The organism is Vibrio toranzoniae (assembly GCF_024347655.1).
Classification (GTDB): domain Bacteria; phylum Pseudomonadota; class Gammaproteobacteria; order Enterobacterales; family Vibrionaceae; genus Vibrio; species Vibrio toranzoniae.
Genome location: NZ_AP025514.1, coordinates 1,447,885 through 1,464,975, shown reverse-complemented (window position 1 = coordinate 1,464,975; position 17,091 = coordinate 1,447,885). Strand labels below are relative to the sequence as shown.

Here is a 17,091-nt window from a genome sequence, read left to right as displayed (position 1 = left end):
TATTGTCTTGTAAGAATAGACCAAGATAATACTTATTTTGGCATAGTGAACTGTAACTACAACATAGAGCTACAAGCGAGATCGGTTTTTCTATATAATCCCTACCTCATTATCGTAATCAGAAAATTAAATGACTCAAGTAGATTGGCGACATGTTACGCCTCAGTACGACGAATATAACGCTCAATTAGAGCAATTCCCTGACATCTCGCCTTTCCCGTTTTCAAACATTCAACATAGATTTAGAGACGCCTTAACCCGTTTTACTCGCTTATCTAACCTTTCGCGTGTTTTACTTGTAAACGCTCCAGACAATTCTATCTATCGTCAGATGATTGTCGAATCTTTAGTTACTGCTTTAGATGATCAAACACAGCCTGTAATAAAAACTGAATCGTTAAATGCTATTTCTTTGTTTAACCAGGTTCAATCAAAAGACGGTAAAGTTGTTGCGACAAAACCCGGCTTACTGGCTAGAGCAAACAACGGCTACCTGATCGTTTCAGCAAACTTGATCTTGGCAAACCCGGGAAGCTGGCTATTGTTAAAGTCTGCGCTCCTTGGTGATGCGGTAGAACCAATCAGTAGTAACCCTGAACACTTAAACCAATCTCCGGTTTTACCTCTCACTTATGACATTAAGCTGATTGTTGTTGGAGACAGATCTCAATTAGGGGACCTTGATTATCTAGATAGTGATATTCAAACCGGTTTTTGCCTATTCAGTGAAATTGAACAAGACATCAAGCTTTCACACGACACTTTGACTCAATATCTTGGTTATCTAAAATGGCTTCAGCAACGTTATAGCTTGCCAACAATTACGCAACAGGCGCTAATTGGAATTCTTAGCGCTGGCGCCAGGGAGACCGAAGATCAAAGCTATATTCCGTTGTGCCCTATTTGGCACAACGCATTGCTGAACGAAGCTGTGATTGAAGCTAATAACGGAGAAATTGACCTTCACCATGTTCAACAAGCTCAGCAACACAAGTACAACCGTGAATCATATCTGCCTGAGCGTGCTCTTGATGATATTCGAGATGGCCAAGTCATTATCGAAACAAAGGGTGAACAAGTAGGTCAAGTTAATGGTCTGACTGTTATTGATGTACCGGGACACCCTATATCGTATGGTGAACCTGCACGTATTTCATGTGTCATTCATTTTGGTGATGGTGATATTGCCGATGTTGAGCGTAAAGCCGAACTTGGTGGTAACCTTCATGCGAAAGGCATGATGATCATGCAAGCGTTTTTGAGCAGTTCGCTCAACTTAGAAGATCCCCTGCCATATGCAGCTTCCGTGGTATTTGAACAGTCGTATTGCGAAGTCGACGGAGATAGCGCTTCTCTAGCTGAGTTATGCTCGTTAGTAAGTGCGCTTTCTGAGTACCCTATTAACCAGCAAATAGCGGTTACAGGCGCTGTTGACCAATTCGGTCGCGTACAAGCGGTAGGCGGTCTAAACGAAAAAATTGAAGGCTTCTATCATGTGTGTAAACACAATGGCTTAACTGGCGAACAAGGCGTGATCCTTCCAAGATCTAACTTAAGGCATCTGGCTCTGAAACCTGATCTCATTGAAAGCATCAAAAATGAAGAATTCCATATTTGGTCTGTGTCTAATGTAGATGAAGCTATTCCTCTGATTATGAACAAACCATTTAGAGACGATGAACAAGAAAACGTACTGAGCAAAATAGCAGAACGTATTGAAAACTTTGAAAGACATGAACACCGTATTGGAATTGTTGGACGCATTAAAAACTGGTTTGTCTAGTACTGATCGGACTTGTTTAGCGTACACCTGTTCACTAATATGCACCTATCAAAAATCGGAGTAATTGATAATGCAAAACAAACGTGATTCTTACACTCGCGAAGATCTTCTAGCATCAAGCCAGGGCGAACTATGGCCAGAAGGTCCTCAACTACCAGCACCGAACATGTTGATGATGGATCGCATCACAAAAATGTCTGAGACTGAAGGTGATTTCGGTAAAGGGTTGATTCTTGCTGAGCTGGATATTACTCCTGACCTATGGTTCTTTGACTGTCACTTCCCTGGCGATCCAGTAATGCCTGGTTGCCTAGGCCTTGACGCAATGTGGCAGCTTGTTGGGTTCTACCTTGGTTGGGTTGGCGGCAAAGGTAAAGGCCGTGCTCTAGGTGTTGGCGAAGTGAAATTCACAGGTCAAATTCTACCTACAGCGAAAAAAGTCACTTATGAGATCCACATGAAACGCGTTGTTAACCGCCGCTTGGTGATGGGTCTTGCTGATGGTCGCGTACTTGTTGATGGTAAAGAGATCTATGTTGCTAAAGATTTGAAAGTTGGCCTTTTCCAAGATACGTCAGCATTCTAATCGAATCGTTAAAGTTATAATAAAGTGGTCGCTGACCGCTTTATTTTTACCTCAATAAGTTTAGTTATAGTGCATTAAAATATGCTGAGAACTTATTAAACCTATATATGTCCACCAGCTATAGTAAGACTCTAGATAACGCGCTCAGAGTTACTAGCCCGCCTCTAGTATCTGTATCATTTTAAATATCTCTTTCAGAAACTAACAAAGCCCCAGCTGTTGTAGTTAACAACAGGCAATGGAGCCTTGATTTTGGAATACGTTACGCCCTATCTACTTATAGAGACCTGAATGCTTATCATCTTTAGCATCTCGCCAGCCACCTAACCAATACGATCTAGAATCCATTTGGCTGTATGGGCAAGCTTCTTGCGACCTACCATTCAAACCAGCCTTGTAGCCTTGAGATTGTGCTCGTTCTAGTCGATCTCGCTTCTGTCTCTTCATCGTGCAGTCCTCATACGGGTGTTGATTTACTAACATATAATGATTACAACTTTGAGGAGTTTTTGTAACTCCAACTTTAAGAATCGATCAATTTTTCACTTTTCTCAAGGCGAAAAAAAGCCCGAGTTCAGAATTGTGAACTCGGGCTCATGAGGTGAAATTATTTAAATTTTCTACGGAACCCTAACAGAGCAAACACAGTCAAAGTAAACCAACCTAGGCTACCACCTTGGCGATCGACTTTCTCGGAGTCGGCACTACGAGTTTGAATATCATCTTTAGTAGCACCAGCTATTGGAACCAGTTTAACAGCAACAACTTCTTCTACTGCGTTAGATGCAGCGCCACCACAGTAAGAGTTATGAGATGTTGTATCATACGCTTGAACTTTACCACCAACGGTACATTTGATAGCTGTTGCTGAAATCACACCTGCATCATTAATGTCAGTTGCGTCAATAATTCGGAACTGGTTGTTATTTCCAGAAACGTTACCATCATTGGTTAGATCATCTAACCACCAAGCTTGGCCGTTAAAGATGTCTACACGACGCTCATCTTTCGAGGAATCGACATTGTACGGGTAGATAAAACCACGATGCCTACGCTCACTACCATCAACCTCACGAGTCGTTTCTGCGTCAATCTGACCCACAAACTCATTGAAGTTGTTCACAGCTTTAGCTTCACCACTTGAGCCACCGAAGAAGATACCGCCAGACAGATATGTTGCAGTAGGAGTAGATGCAGACGCATCTGTCACAACGAACATCTTGTTACCTGCGCTACCACTCTCTGGTACATAGCCGTTACGCTTAGAGTAACCAACAGCGAACAAATTATCGTTAATATCGGTCGCTACTGAGTTACTGTACTTATAGTCATCAGATGAGTTCGAGTTAACCGCAGCACCACTAATCGATTTAGTTACCCATGTGTTACTGCTATCAGACAAGTCCAGAGATTTACTGATAAAAACCGCCGCATCCATATCTTGTAGGTCACCACTACCATCTGTAGTGTTATAACCTACACCATAAAAAACGGAATTTGACTCTGCGATAGAACGCATACTACCTTGAGCAAAGAAGTCACCCGTTTTCGCTGGAAAAGCAGAGTTGTTATCCCAATCGATTAGTTTAGTCGTCGTACCATCCCAAATCGCAGCTTTAGAACTAAATACTTTATCGGGTTTAGAGGTATCTGTCGTACCACGGTCTTCGGAAACACTACCTACATTGTAGACTTTGTCGTTACTTGCTTTAATAGCACGCCATGCACGAGTTTCAGAAGTACCAGCCGGAGCTACCGACTCAGTATGAAGGGCAGTATTACGGATACCGCCTTCTGATTTAACACCCAAAGGTTCAACTTCTGTCGCAGATTGAGCATACAGTGAGTTAATGACCGTGTTTCGGCCTGTAAATGTCTCCCCACCTTCAACAAAAGCCTTTGCATTCACATAAGTAAGATCTGTCCGCTCTTTGCTCCAAGCGTTCCAATGATCTGTAGCCCACGCTTCACATGTTGAATATCTTAATTCACGGTTACAGTAGTTTTCAAAGTCATCGAACTCTTGAAGATATTGGAACGCAGCGTCCATAGCGAAAGGGACTTCTTCGCGATAACTGATGCCTTCGACAGTATCTCGTGTCTCGCCAGCCAGTTTAAAGTCAGCACACGCAACTCCCCCAACAGTACCAGTCGTAAAACAACTTTCGGTCCCGGAAACCATCGCTGGTTGAATCGCTACACCATAGATCTCAGATGCGTCAGTAATCGAAGAAGTAACTTCAACGACTTTATAAAGCGCAGCGTTGGCGTTAGTTGCGGCAAACACTAATGCTGCAACTGATGTTAATTTAAATTTAGTACAAGTCATTATTACTTCTTAACTTTCCTGTTGTAGTGCCTCGAGCTCTTCCCAGCGCTCAAAAGCAACTTCAAGCTCCTGCTCTGCTGCAGATAGCTTATCTAATACTGGTTGTGTCTGCTCTACAGATTTTGAAAAGAAGCTTGGATCGTTGACTTCTTCCTGAAGAGTTTCAATTTGAGTTTCCAATTCTTCTAAACGCATTGGTAGCGCTTCTAGTTCTCGTTGTAGCTTATACGATAACTTCTTAGGTTTAGCCTTAACTGGCGCAGTTTTGGGAGTTTCCTCAACTACTTTCTCAGGCTTTGATGGCTTTTCAACCTGTCGGTACTCTAATGCCTGCTTTCTTTGCTGCTGAGCATCGTGGTAGCCACCAACAAATTCTTCAATCACGCCGTTACCTTCAAAGATCCAACTTGTCATCACTGTGTTATCTACAAATTGACGATCGTGGCTTACTAAAAGAAGCGTACCCTGATAGTTGGCAAGCAAATCTTCTAAAAGTTCCAAAGTTTCGATATCTAGATCATTGGTTGGCTCATCGAGAATCAACAAGTTGTTCGACTTAAGGAAAATACGCGCCAATAACAGACGGTTTTTCTCACCACCAGATAGCGCTTTAACAGGAGTACGAGCACGTTTAGGAGAGAATAAGAAATCTTGTAAATAGCTCAGTGCATGGCGCTCACGGCCACCGACTGTCACTTCTTGCTTGCCATCCGCTAAGTTATCGATAACTGACTTCTCAGGGTCTAGGATTTCACGGTATTGGTCGAAGTAAGCCACTTCAAGTTTAGTACCGCAGTGCAAGCGACCAGAATCAGGTTTAAGTTGGTCAAGAAGCAACTTAAGTACCGTACTCTTACCACAACCATTCGGGCCAATCAGAGCAATACGATCGCCACGCATAATGTTGAAGTTGAAGTCCTTAACAATTTCTTTGCCTTCAAAGCCAAAGTTAAGATTTTCGGCTTCGAATACAATCTTGCCTGAGCGTTGACTATCATCAATCTGGATAACCGCTTTACCCTGCACTTCACGACGATTGATGCGTTCTTCTCGCAGCTTCTTCAGTGCACGTACACGGCCTTCGTTACGAGTTCGACGAGCTTTGATCCCCTGACGAATCCAAACTTCTTCTTGAGCAAGCTTTTTATCGAATTCAGCATTCTGCATTTCTTCAACACGCAACGCTTCTTCTTTCTCTAATAGGTAGTTTTCATAATCGCCAGGAAACGAGCTCAGCTTGCCGCGATCAAGGTCGACGATGCGTGTTGCCATCGACTTAATGAACGCACGGTCATGCGAAATAAAGATGATTGAGCCACGGAAGTCTTTCAGGAAGCCTTCTAACCATTCAATAGTCGCGACATCCAAGTGGTTAGTCGGTTCATCTAGAAGTAGAACGTCTGGATCACACACAAGTGCACGAGCAAGGGCCGCTTTACGTTGCCAGCCACCAGACAAATCGGTCAGTTTTGTCTCAGCAGTTAGATTAAGCGCCGCCATTACGTTACTTACTCGATCTTCGAAACGCCATGCGTTGGCATGATCCAACTGCTCTTGAACACGAGTAAGACGGTTTAGGTTCTTTTCACTCGGATCAGTACCGATGAGATCCAAAAGATCATGGTAGATCTTCAACTGTTCACCGATTTCCGCTAGGCCACCAGCAACGTAATCATAAACGGTACCTTGCTCATTACGCGGTGGATCTTGTTCCAGACGAGACACAACCACATCTTGCGTGATTTGCATCTTGCCGTCATCCATGATGATGTTCCCAGATAGGATTTTCATCAATGTCGACTTACCCGCGCCATTGCGCCCTACTAAACACACACGTTCGTTTTCTTGCAACGCAAAATCCGCACGATCTAATAACGGGTGATCGCCAAACGCTAATTGCCCGTTATGAATTGTAAGTAATGCCATTCTTTTTTAACCAATCATTAAGTTCTAACAAGCCAAATGGCCAGTTAAGCTCTGAGCTTTGAGTACAATCAGAGCTTTCAAATTTGAGTACCGGAATAGTGACCCCGTAACGGGAAAATAGCTCATCATCAAATGCTATGTCGACAACATTGACGTGATGGCTAATGTTTAACTGTTCCGTGAGTTGGAATGCCATCTCACATAGATGGCACCCTTCTGTACTGTAGAGAGTCAGCACTCTATATCCTTATACAATCTCTTTGATTACTTGTGTGTAATCAACCAGCAGTTATGAATGTGCTTATTGCGAGAGAAGTCCAATGGAAGTGTTTTAGCTGAAATATTCTGAGCTTTAAGACCTAACTCCTCTAGAGCTTCCACGTCCATTTTAAAGTGACGTTTGTTGTTAGAGAACACTATCGTGCCTTCTTCACGAAGAAGACGTTTAAGGTTTTCCATCAACTGAATGTGATCACGCTGAACATCAAAAGATTGATCCATACGCTTTGAGTTCGAGAATGTTGGTGGATCAATAAAGATCAGATCGTAAGAACCCTGCTCTTTAGCCAGCCATTGTAGACAGTCAGCTTGAACGAACTGATGTTGACGACCAACACGTCCGTTAAGCTCCATGTTCTGTTTTGCCCACTGTAGATAGGTATTAGACATATCTACTGTTGTTGTAGAACGTGCGCCGCCCACAGCAGCATGAACAGATGCACTACCTGTGTAAGCAAACAAGTTTAGGAAATCTTTACCTGCGGCCATCTCACCAATACGACGACGAGTGATCTTATGATCTAGGAATAAGCCCGTATCTAGGTAATCGTGAAGATTAACAATCAACTTAACGCCGTATTCATTCACTTCTAGGTTCGATGAGTCTTGAGCCATTTTTTGATATTGAGAACGACCTTTCTGTTTCTGACGCACTTTAAGCACAACGTTGTTCGCTTCAACGCCAGTCACTTGAATAGCTGCACGGATGATATCGGTTAGACGACGTTTTGCTTTATCTTCTGGTACGTCTTTAGGAGCTGCGTATTCTTGAATCACTAGGTGACCTGGATATACGTCAATCGCTACATTGTATTCTGGTAAATCCGCATCATAGATACGGTAACAATCTAATTGCTCTTTCTTAGCCCACTTGCCTATTTTACCGATATTCTTTTTAAGACGGTTCGCAAAATCAGGCGCAATCAATTGTTCTTGCTCGCCTGTCGGACGCTCTGACATCGGACGATCTGAGATTGAGTAATTCTTTTGGTGACACGGTAACGCACCGTTGTTCAATTTGAACTGTTTGTCTGCACGCATGCGTAAGCAGCTAAGTAGTTCGTCTGAACTAGAGAAGATAGACGCGTTACAACCGCCAAATTCCGCTTTAAGCTGCGCGCCGAATGCTGTGTAAAGAGCAATAAGACCCGGCTCGGTACCCAGACGTTCACCGTAAGGCGGGTTAGAAACAATCACACCATCGGTAAATTCTGTAGGGCGTTTAAGTTTTGCTGCATCACCTACTTCGAATTCAATCAACTCTTCAACACCGGCACGACGAGCATTGTCGCGCGCTGTTTTGATCATGCGTTCATCATTGTCGTAGCCATAGAACTTACATTCCACTTTCTTAACACCACGACGGCCTTGAACATTCGCTTCAGCTTTCACTTCAGCCCATAGCTCTGGTTTAAAATCTTCTAGTGATTCAAAACACCACTTCTGACGTTTAACACCTGGAGCCATGTTTGCAGCCATCATCGCCGCTTCAATCACTAACGTGCCTGAACCACACATAGGGTCAAGGAAAGGTTTCGTTGCATCCCAACCACTACGAAGAAGAATCGCGGCAGCAAGAGTTTCACGCAATGGTGCTCGACCTGATTCAGGACGGTAACCACGTTGGTGAAGACCGCTACCTACCATATCAACACCAAGAATCGCTTTATCGCGGTGTAGACGAACGTGAATACGAACGTCTGGGTTCTCTTTGCTGATTGAAGGACGTGGCAAAGACTTCTTCTCGAAGCAATCAACAACGGCATCTTTTACTTTCATCGCACCGTATTGGCTATTACGGATTTCGTTGTTCGTACCATTGAAGTCAACAACAAAACGCTTAGAGCTGTGGAATTGATTTACCCAGTTAACCGCAGTGGTTGATAGGTACAAATCCATGTCGTCCATACAAGTGAATTCAGAAAGGACACGTACAAATCGAGAAGCCAGACGGCTCCATAAACAACAACGATAAATTTGCTCATTGGTCGCTTTGAATTTAACACCTGCTTGAACAGGTTTTGCGTTTGTAATCCCTAGTTGGGTTAGTTCTTCAACTAATAAATTCTCAAGGCCGTTTGAGGTAACCGCTAGATATTGATTCATAGTGTTCTTTTATTGATAAAAATTAGCTCGATTATACCTGAATTTGCTACTAGAGCATCACACTAAACTCGGATTTTCATTGAATCTTTCAACTAACTGGCTAGCAAATGCACAGTGTTGAAGCGATCGCTTACCCACCCCCCCTGAGGACACAAGACCTATCAAACCAACTCCATTTCTGACCATCTATTAACCAAAGTAGTGGCGTGAATTTATATTCACCTTAAAATTGGTATATACCAGAAAGGATTTATGGATGAAATTGAGTTACAAAAGACTTAAAACAAGGAATAAAGGCAGGCAATTTCCACTTCTAGTAGTGGAAATAGGCAGAAATTAAGGTGAAAAAATAGCCATAAGTTCACTATTTATATGATTGGGAGGTGATGTATTTATCAAGATGAGATTTTTTAGGCACAAAAAAATCGGCTATTAAGCCGATTATGAGGAAGGTTTCTGTGAGTTTTGTCTAGTGAGGAACGTTAAATGACATACTAGATTAGAAGCTAACCTACCATCGCTATGTGTGTTTTATGCAGGATAGTATTCGCGTCTACCATTCTATCGTGCATTACTTTGATTGAGTCTCCAAAGCGCAGCCCTTTTGAAGGCGTCAGCAGGAACTCTTCTAGGTCGACAAATGCACATAGGCTCGCACACTCTCCCACTTCCAATACAATGAAATACCCTAAGCTATGCTCGTTATTCATTTGTACAATATCCCCTTCTTGAGGATATTCATGGCCAGTGCCTTGTGAGTCGAAAAACCAACTCTTAGGCTGTACAGGCTTATGGAAGCGCTTTGCTGCCACACAATAGAGTGCCAGTTCAGCTTGACGAGGCTCAGATAGATCTAAGCCAGAAATTTGTTCTTTGAAGGTTTGGTATGCAGATGCATCATCAACAGTGAATTCATTATCTTTAAACGCGCAGTCCACCAGCTTGTTGCGGACCAGATTCGTTTTAAAAACCATATCCTCTCCGAGGTTTAGCATTAATGAACATTGCTGATCATCATAATACCAATTCCATGTATCGCTAGGTTTAAGCATCATTTCGTCTCACACTGTTGAACCATTCCGTTAGGTAAAACGCAAAATTACCTTCAATTACAGTAATTTTACTGAGCAATAGGCAAAAAAAAAGAGGAAATGAATTCCTCTTTCTTATCGCTTTTCTCTACAACTCAGTGAGTTACAGTGTCTCTTTTAACAAGACGATGCCAGATTGTCGCTTTTATAAGGATAAAAGCTTTTTGAAGATTATAAATTTTTGACGATGTCGCCTACAAGGCCTGGACCTTTGTAAATGAAACCAGAGTAAACTTGTACAAGCTTAGCGCCAGCCATCATTTTCTCTTTTGCAGCAACATAAGAGTCAACGCCACCTACCCCAATGATCGGCAGTTGGTCACCCAACTCTTCGTGGAGTTTACGAACCACTTCAGTACTGCGAGATTGAACTGGACGTCCGCTTAGGCCACCCGCTTCGTCGCAATGCTTCATGCCATCAACAATACTGCGATCTAATGTTGTGTTGGTTGCGATCACACCATCGATCTTATTTTTGATCAATGATTCGCAAATCTGGCTGATTTCGTCATCACTTAGATCTGGAGCGATCTTAAGAGCAAGCGGGACATATTTACCATGCTTCGCTTCTAATTCAGATTGCTTGGTTTTCAATTCAGACAATAAATCATCAAGAGCTTCACCATATTGTAATGAACGAAGTCCTGGAGTATTTGGTGAAGAGATATTTACCGCAATGTAACCTGCGTATTGATATACCTTCTCCATACAGATCAGGTAATCCTCCGCACCCTTCTCAATTGGTGTGTCTTTGTTCTTACCGATGTTGATACCTAAAATGCCGTCGTAGTTTGACTTCTTAACGTTCTCAATCAAGTTATCGACACCAAGGTTGTTAAAGCCCATGCGGTTGATAATACCTTCGGCTTCAACAAGACGGAACAAACGTGGTTTGTCATTACCTGCTTGTGGACGAGGAGTAACAGTCCCTACTTCCACGAAACCAAAACCCATTGCGCCAAATGCATCAATACATTCGCCGTTTTTGTCTAGGCCGGCAGCAAGGCCAACTGGGTTTTTAAAAGTAAGACCCATGCACTCTACAGGTCGGTGAGGTAATTGTTGGCGATACAAAAGATCAATAGGTGTACCGGTGAAGCGTTTGAAATTTTGAATTGCAAGATCATGTGCCTTTTCGGCATCAAGTTGGAAAAAGCCAGTTCTGGCTAGACGGTAAAGCATTGTGCCTCCGATAGAAAAAAGCGCCGTGTAAACGGGGCGATATTATTTACTTATTTACCCAACTATTCAATCTATTACTGCCTGTAAAGGTAAGATAATCGAGTTAGCTAAAGAAAGAGGCTTACTATTAAGCAAACGTTATCGTATCCCCCAACAAATGATCCAGTTGACTATTATTCATGTAACGAGCATCAGTCAACTCGGCCAATTAGAAGCTAACTTGACCAAGCATAAGTGACTCGACGAAGTAATTGGAGCGTCATTCATTATCCAGCTAAACGAAAAAGGCAGACCTATTGGCCTGCCCTTGTTTCTTTTCGTTTTTATCTAATCGCTAGTCTGTCGACATGCAGTTTAAGTTCAATAGCATCAACTCTCGCAACGCTACTGAGAACTTAGCAAACTCATGAACCGAACCGACTTTGAATTCGTTCAAGATACTTTCCCAACGATGTAGAGAAACAGAGTTACTTTCCATCCAATCATCCAACGCTTTAATCACATCAAGGTCGGCACCACAACCGCAATTAAGCACTTGGCCAGTTAGCTGACGTTGCTGCCAGTCCAGATCTTCTCTGAATGCCGCACGTGCCAGCGCTTGCCAGTTGTTGTCCACTGCTTGGCCATTGATTTGTTTCAAGAACCAGTGCAGAGACAAACGGTCACCAAGGTTGAAGTAAAGCTTAGACGCTTGTTGTACTGTTTTACCCGTTTCTCGAGCCACTGTTGATATATCCAGTGCTGAATACAAGCTAGACAAACGAGCCACCGAATTGGCCAGTTCTGCAGTTACTCCCTGATCAATCCACACCTGAGCCATTGCCTGGTGCTCTTCTACTTCTGACGCCACTAGGTTTTCATCCAGTTTCTCAGTAATAGCAGCCACATCCCCTTGGTAAAGTTCAATCAATGCATTCACTGATTGTTTACCATTACGGTTTCTTAGCAACCAACGCGCTAGACGACGCAACGTGCGACGCACATGATAAAGCAACTCATATTGAGCTTCAGAACTTGAGATGTTATCCAACTCACGAATGCTTTTCAGAACTTTGCCTAGACCGTAAATCTCACGAGATGCCGCGTAAGCATTTGCAATTTCAACAATATTTGCGCCTGTCTCTTCTTGCAAACGAGTCACGAAGTTACAGCCCATCTCGTTAACCATTTGGTTTGCAAGTGCAGTAGCAATGATCTCAGCACGTAACGGATGGTTATCCATGTGTTGATGATAGTTACGGCGTAACTCAGTTGGGAAGTATTGCATCAGTTGCTGAGCATGGAACTCATCATTTGCAATATCATCATTCACAAGATCTTCTTTCAGTACCATTTTACCGTAAGCAATCAGCACTGATAGCTCTGGCCTTGTTAGCGCTTGGCCTTGCTTCTCACGCTCTAGCAAAGTTTCATCGTCAGGAATGTATTCCAAACCACGATCCAAGTACCCTGCTTTTTCCATTGTGTGGATGAAGCGGATTTGTTCTTTCACTAAGCCAACACCTTGATGCTCAGTAACCGAAATAGATTCAGCTTGGCAGTAGGCATCATCGAGTACGATTTCGCCTACTTCATTTTCCATCGACTCTAGAACTTGGTTACGTTGTTTAACGGTGAGATCACCATTAGACACTAACCCGTTCAAGAAGATTTTAATGTTCACTTCGTTATCCGAACAGTCTACGCCACCAACATTATCAACAAAGTCAGTATTAACTCGGCCACCTGTTAGCGCATATTCAATACGACCCAGCTGAGTCATACCTAAGTTACCACCTTCGCCAACAACTTTAGCTTTTAGGTCGCGGCCATCAATGCGAAGCATGTCATTTGCACGGTCACCTACATCGGTATGAGTCTCGTTTGAAGACTTAACATAAGTACCAATACCGCCATTCCAAAGTAGATCCACTTTCATAGACAAGATCGCTTTGATCAAATCATTTGGCGCCATTGAAGCTTTTTTGGTGCCCAGCATTTTCTGAATTTCAGGCGTTAAAGGGATAGATTTCGCGCGACGAGAGAAGATGCCACCACCTTGAGAAATCAGGTCCTTATTGTAATCTTCCCAGCTTGAACGAGGCAGATTAAACAGACGATCACGCTCTACCCAACTGGATGCTGAATCTGGATTCGGGTCAATGAAGATGTGCATGTGGTTAAACGCAGCTTGCAGGCGAATGTGCTTAGATAGCAGCATACCGTTACCAAACACGTCGCCCGCCATATCACCCACACCAATTGCAGTGAAATCTGTCGTTTGGCAGTTGATACCCATTTCACGGAAGTGACGCTTAACCGATTCCCAGCCACCTTTAGCCGTGATGCCCATTGCTTTATGGTCGTAACCGTTTGAGCCACCAGATGCAAATGCATCACCCAGCCAAAAGTTGTACTCTCCAGCTACTGAGTTGGCGATATCTGAGAATGTCGCGGTACCTTTATCGGCAGCAACAACCAAGTAAGGGTCATCTTCATCGTGACGAATCACGCTCTTAGGCGGGATAACCTCGCCTTCGATGATGTTGTCAGATACATCCAGTAATGCACGAATGAAACGTTTGTAACAACGTTGACCTTCAGCGAAGATTTCATCACGGCTAGACATTGTGTGCTGGCGTTTACAAACGAAACCACCTTTAGCACCCACTGGGACAATTACCGTGTTCTTAACTTGCTGTGCTTTAACTAGGCCTAGAATTTCAGTACGGAAATCTTCTTGACGATCTGACCAACGCAAACCACCACGAGCGACTTTACCTGCGCGTAAATGCACACCTTCTATATCAGGAGCATAGACAAAAATCTCGAATGCAGGGACAGGAGCTGGAATATCTGGAATCTCGCTTGGTCTCATTTTCAGAGCCAACCAAGGTTTAAACTGTTTGTTTTCGTCTAACTGGTAATAGTTAGTACGAAGTGTCGCAGTGATCATTTCCATGTAACGACGAATGATACGATCATCATCCAAACTTTCTACATGATCAAGCTGCTCCGTAATCTTCTTGATAAGATCTTGTTGACCTTTCGCGCTGCCTTTCAGTTTTGGATCGAAACGCTTACCGAACAAGCTCACTAACCCTTTCGCTAGCTCAGGGTAATGAGACAATGTGTCTTCAATGTATTGTTGGCTGAATGGGAAGCCAACTTGACGCATGTAACGAGCATAAGCACGTAGGATTGAGATTTCACGACCGGATAGGCCTGCTCCAAGTACTAAGCGGTTAAAACCATCACTGTCTAACTCTCTTGCCCAGATAGCAGCAAAGGCTTGTTGGAAAAGATCACGAGCTTCACGAAGATCAACGGTCTTGTCGCTCTTATGCAGCATTGAAAAGTCCAAGATCCAATAGGTTAAACCATTGGTCTTACGCACTTCGTAAGGAGATTCGCCAATCACACGTAGACCAAAGTTTTCAAGCATTGGCATTACTTCAGAAAGGTGAATTGGCTCGTCACTGTGATAAAACAGTTTCAAACGAACGGCTTTCGAATCTGCTGCTTCTTCTTGAGGACGGTAGAACAGCATACCAAGTCTGTTATCTTCGCTTAATGCTTCCAAACTCTCGATATCGGCCACCGCAGAACCAGGCATCATGTCTTCTTTGTACGATCGTGGGAACGCACGCATGTACTCTTTAGACAGCGGAAGCCCTTTGCTTTCACCAAAGTTAGCAATGATTGACTCAGATAAGCGGTCATCCCACGTAGACGATACTTCCATTAAATTCTGCTCAATTGTTTTCACGTCCACATCCATGTTGTTGTTATCAACACGAACAATATAGTGCGTTCTCGCCAGCGGGCTTTCAGAGAAATACGTTGTAAATTCAACTTCTTGTTCACAGCCAAAGTACTGCTTCAAGATGCGCTGTGTTTGACGACGAAGTTCAGTGTTGTAACGATCTTTTGTTACATAAACCATACAGCTAAAGAAGCGACCAAACGGGTCTTTACGAACAAACAAGCGTAGAAGGTCACGATCTTGCATTTGCACAACGCCAGTACCTACTTCCAGTAGCTCTTCTTCACGAGCTTGAAGCAGTTCATCACGCGGGTAATTTTCAAGAATGTTATGCAGTGCTTTGTAAGAGTACGATCCCTCACGGTAACCACTCGCCTCTATAATACGCTCTACTTTTTCACGAACCAGTGGAATCGTTTCAACAGTTTGATTGTAAACGGCAGAGGTATAAAGACCGGTAAAACGATGTTCACCGATTACCTTTCCATTCTTATCAAACTTCTTAATACCGATATAATCATTGTAAGCAGGGCGATGAATACGTGAAGCCGTGTTTCCCTTGGTGAGAATGAGTACATAAGGTTTTTTTGCCTCTAAGCGCGCCGAATCAGAAAACTCCGACAACTTAACATTACGTACGCGATCTGAATTTGCAAACAAACCAAGACCTTGCTCTTTAGTCGGTTGCAGTTCAGTGTCACCATTCACAGTCACAAGGTCATATTCCTTGTAGCCCATAAAGGTAAAGTTGTGTTCACCTAACCAACGAAGGAACGCCAACGTTTCATCAAAGCGCTGACCATCAACTGGTATGCTATCTTTTTGCTTTTCAACTTTATTCGTTACTTCTTCAAGTCTTTCAACCATTTTAAGCCAGTCATTCACAACTAAGCTAGTATCTGTAAAAATATCCAGTAGTTCCGTTTTAAGCGCTGTCATTTCAGCTTTACTGCTAAGACGATCCACTTCGATATGAAAAAGCGACTGGAAAGCGCCTTTATTGTTACTCACGCCAACCACATTTCCGGCGCCAGAACGATCAATTTGCGTTGGGTTATGCAGCATAAGGTGAGAAGAAAGATCGAGGCGTGTTAATGCCATTTTTACAGAATCAACGAGGAATGGGCTGTCTGGTACCACTATCTCAACGATAGTGTGAGTAGATTGCCAACCTTGGCGACTTACTGTTGGATTAAATACTCGAACAGAAATTTCGTCAGGTTTTTTTTCGTTGATGTGATGCCATAAGCTAACTACAGCACCATATAAATCAGATTCGTTTCTTTGGATTAAATCGTCTTGAGAAACATTACTAAACAAATGTTGAGCAAGTTGAGTTACGAGAGGTCGATGAGCAAGGTCAAGTTTGTCTTGAATGAGTTTGTACACTTTTTCAAGTAAAACTGGAACCACAGTTTCACGTGCGGTCATAGTCACACTCCACAATTAGAATTGTATTTTATTATAGGGGGATCACTTAAGCTGGTGTTTGAATTCGCGCTGTAAAGCCCACTTCTACTAACGAGTTAAGCAAAGGTAATGCATTCGTTTATTGTAAAAGCATTATTGAAAAATAGTTAATTGTTTTGGAGGTGGTAAGAGGTGAAATGTTTGATTATGTGATTAAGATTCCTTTTAAGTCACTGGGCATGTCGAGCTTTACAGAGCTTCCAACTTTATAAACTTATTTTTTTGGTCAGTTGTAAGCCTAAACTGTCCTCTGACTCCTGTTTGTGTAAGAAGTGGTCTGAATCGAGTTGCTGGTAATTGTAAGCGTAAACCGGTTGTTGTTATCACTTGAACTTTACTAGCCGCACCTGAATAACTGGCCAAAAACTGTTGATATGAGATGTTAAGTTGGAAAATATAGTGATTCATACGATACCTGTATAAATATACAGTGCCAGTATTGTTTGGCACTTAACGATGTCTGACAGTGGAACTGAGCTTGAAACTGCTCTAGTTTATCGAAAATTCGATGAACCAGAAACACAAAATCAGTGGCAGATATTCTCTACCACTGATGACTTTTCTTTATCAGTAAACAGCTTATAAATTAACCGT

The 17,091-nt window shown here is 42.8% G+C and carries 12 protein-coding genes; 3 read left to right on the top strand and 9 right to left on the bottom strand.

The window, feature by feature from the left end:
- The first annotated feature begins 130 nt into the window (after positions 1-130).
- A complete protein-coding gene (locus OCU50_RS06330) occupies positions 131-1,783 on the top strand; it encodes an AAA family ATPase (protein WP_060467644.1) in 1,653 nt (550 codons plus the stop codon).
- A 70-nt stretch (positions 1,784-1,853) separates the two neighbouring features.
- On the top strand, positions 1,854-2,369 hold the full coding sequence (gene fabA / locus OCU50_RS06325; RefSeq protein ID WP_010440782.1) for a bifunctional 3-hydroxydecanoyl-ACP dehydratase/trans-2-decenoyl-ACP isomerase: 516 nt from the start codon (positions 1,854-1,856) through the stop codon (positions 2,367-2,369).
- A gap of 273 nt (positions 2,370-2,642) precedes the next feature.
- Here fabA and rmf read toward each other — a convergent pair whose 3' ends face one another.
- The 9 genes from rmf to OCU50_RS06280 all read right to left on the bottom strand — a co-directional run bounded on the left by rmf (position 2,643) and on the right by OCU50_RS06280 (position 16,905).
- The gene (gene rmf, locus OCU50_RS06320) at positions 2,643-2,816 is read right to left on the bottom strand and encodes a ribosome modulation factor (RefSeq protein ID WP_017057234.1); all 174 of its coding nucleotides are present in this window, start codon (positions 2,814-2,816) and stop codon (positions 2,643-2,645) included.
- A 160-nt stretch (positions 2,817-2,976) separates the two neighbouring features.
- A complete protein-coding gene (locus OCU50_RS06315) occupies positions 2,977-4,698 on the bottom strand; it encodes a DUF3466 family protein (protein ID WP_060467643.1) in 1,722 nt (573 codons plus the stop codon).
- Between the two features lie 9 nt (positions 4,699-4,707).
- Entirely contained in the window at positions 4,708-6,624 is a 1,917-nt protein-coding gene (locus OCU50_RS06310; protein WP_060467642.1) for an ABC transporter ATP-binding protein, read from the bottom strand.
- The gene (locus tag OCU50_RS06305; protein WP_046224324.1) at positions 6,602-6,820 is read right to left on the bottom strand and encodes a glutaredoxin family protein; all 219 of its coding nucleotides are present in this window, start codon (positions 6,818-6,820) and stop codon (positions 6,602-6,604) included. Before OCU50_RS06305 ends, OCU50_RS06310 begins: the two co-directional genes overlap by 23 nt.
- 68 nt (positions 6,821-6,888) lie before the next feature.
- On the bottom strand, positions 6,889-9,009 hold the full coding sequence (gene rlmKL / locus OCU50_RS06300) for a bifunctional 23S rRNA (guanine(2069)-N(7))-methyltransferase RlmK/23S rRNA (guanine(2445)-N(2))-methyltransferase RlmL (RefSeq protein ID WP_060467641.1): 2,121 nt from the start codon (positions 9,007-9,009) through the stop codon (positions 6,889-6,891).
- A gap of 506 nt (positions 9,010-9,515) precedes the next feature.
- Entirely contained in the window at positions 9,516-10,064 is a 549-nt protein-coding gene (locus OCU50_RS06295) for a cell division protein ZapC (protein ID WP_029627105.1), read from the bottom strand.
- A gap of 207 nt (positions 10,065-10,271) precedes the next feature.
- Entirely contained in the window at positions 10,272-11,282 is a 1,011-nt protein-coding gene (pyrD, locus tag OCU50_RS06290) for a quinone-dependent dihydroorotate dehydrogenase (protein WP_060467640.1), read from the bottom strand.
- A 334-nt stretch (positions 11,283-11,616) separates the two neighbouring features.
- Positions 11,617-16,458, bottom strand: coding sequence for an NAD-glutamate dehydrogenase (locus OCU50_RS06285; RefSeq protein WP_060467639.1), 4,842 nt, complete (start codon positions 16,456-16,458; stop codon positions 11,617-11,619).
- A 228-nt stretch (positions 16,459-16,686) separates the two neighbouring features.
- Positions 16,687-16,905 (bottom strand): DUF2835 domain-containing protein, encoded by a 219-nt coding sequence (locus OCU50_RS06280; protein ID WP_046224328.1) that lies wholly within the window; start codon positions 16,903-16,905, stop codon positions 16,687-16,689.
- A gap of 48 nt (positions 16,906-16,953) precedes the next feature.
- Between OCU50_RS06280 and OCU50_RS06275 the strand changes: the two genes are divergently transcribed.
- Positions 16,954-17,082: a hypothetical protein gene (locus OCU50_RS06275; RefSeq protein ID WP_261809200.1), complete on the top strand. Its 129-nt coding sequence runs from the start codon at positions 16,954-16,956 to the stop codon at positions 17,080-17,082.
- Positions 17,083-17,091: the final 9 nt, after the last annotated feature.

Coding starts and splice junctions, on each gene's coding strand:
- OCU50_RS06310 (WP_060467642.1), bottom strand. CDS start 6,624: ATGGCATTACTTACAATTCATAACGGGCAATTAGCGTTTGGCGATCAC.
- fabA (WP_010440782.1), top strand. CDS start 1,854: ATGCAAAACAAACGTGATTCTTACACTCGCGAAGATCTTCTAGCATCA.
- OCU50_RS06280 (WP_046224328.1), bottom strand. CDS start 16,905: ATGAATCACTATATTTTCCAACTTAACATCTCATATCAACAGTTTTTG.
- OCU50_RS06295 (WP_029627105.1), bottom strand. CDS start 10,064: ATGATGCTTAAACCTAGCGATACATGGAATTGGTATTATGATGATCAG.
- rmf (WP_017057234.1), bottom strand. CDS start 2,816: ATGAAGAGACAGAAGCGAGATCGACTAGAACGAGCACAATCTCAAGGC.
- rlmKL (WP_060467641.1), bottom strand. CDS start 9,009: ATGAATCAATATCTAGCGGTTACCTCAAACGGCCTTGAGAATTTATTA.
- OCU50_RS06330 (WP_060467644.1), top strand. CDS start 131: ATGACTCAAGTAGATTGGCGACATGTTACGCCTCAGTACGACGAATAT.
- OCU50_RS06315 (WP_060467643.1), bottom strand. CDS start 4,698: ATGACTTGTACTAAATTTAAATTAACATCAGTTGCAGCATTAGTGTTT.
- pyrD (WP_060467640.1), bottom strand. CDS start 11,282: ATGCTTTACCGTCTAGCCAGAACTGGCTTTTTCCAACTTGATGCCGAA.
- OCU50_RS06275 (WP_261809200.1), top strand. CDS start 16,954: ATGTCTGACAGTGGAACTGAGCTTGAAACTGCTCTAGTTTATCGAAAA.
- OCU50_RS06305 (WP_046224324.1), bottom strand. CDS start 6,820: ATGGCATTCCAACTCACGGAACAGTTAAACATTAGCCATCACGTCAAT.
- OCU50_RS06285 (WP_060467639.1), bottom strand. CDS start 16,458: ATGACCGCACGTGAAACTGTGGTTCCAGTTTTACTTGAAAAAGTGTAC.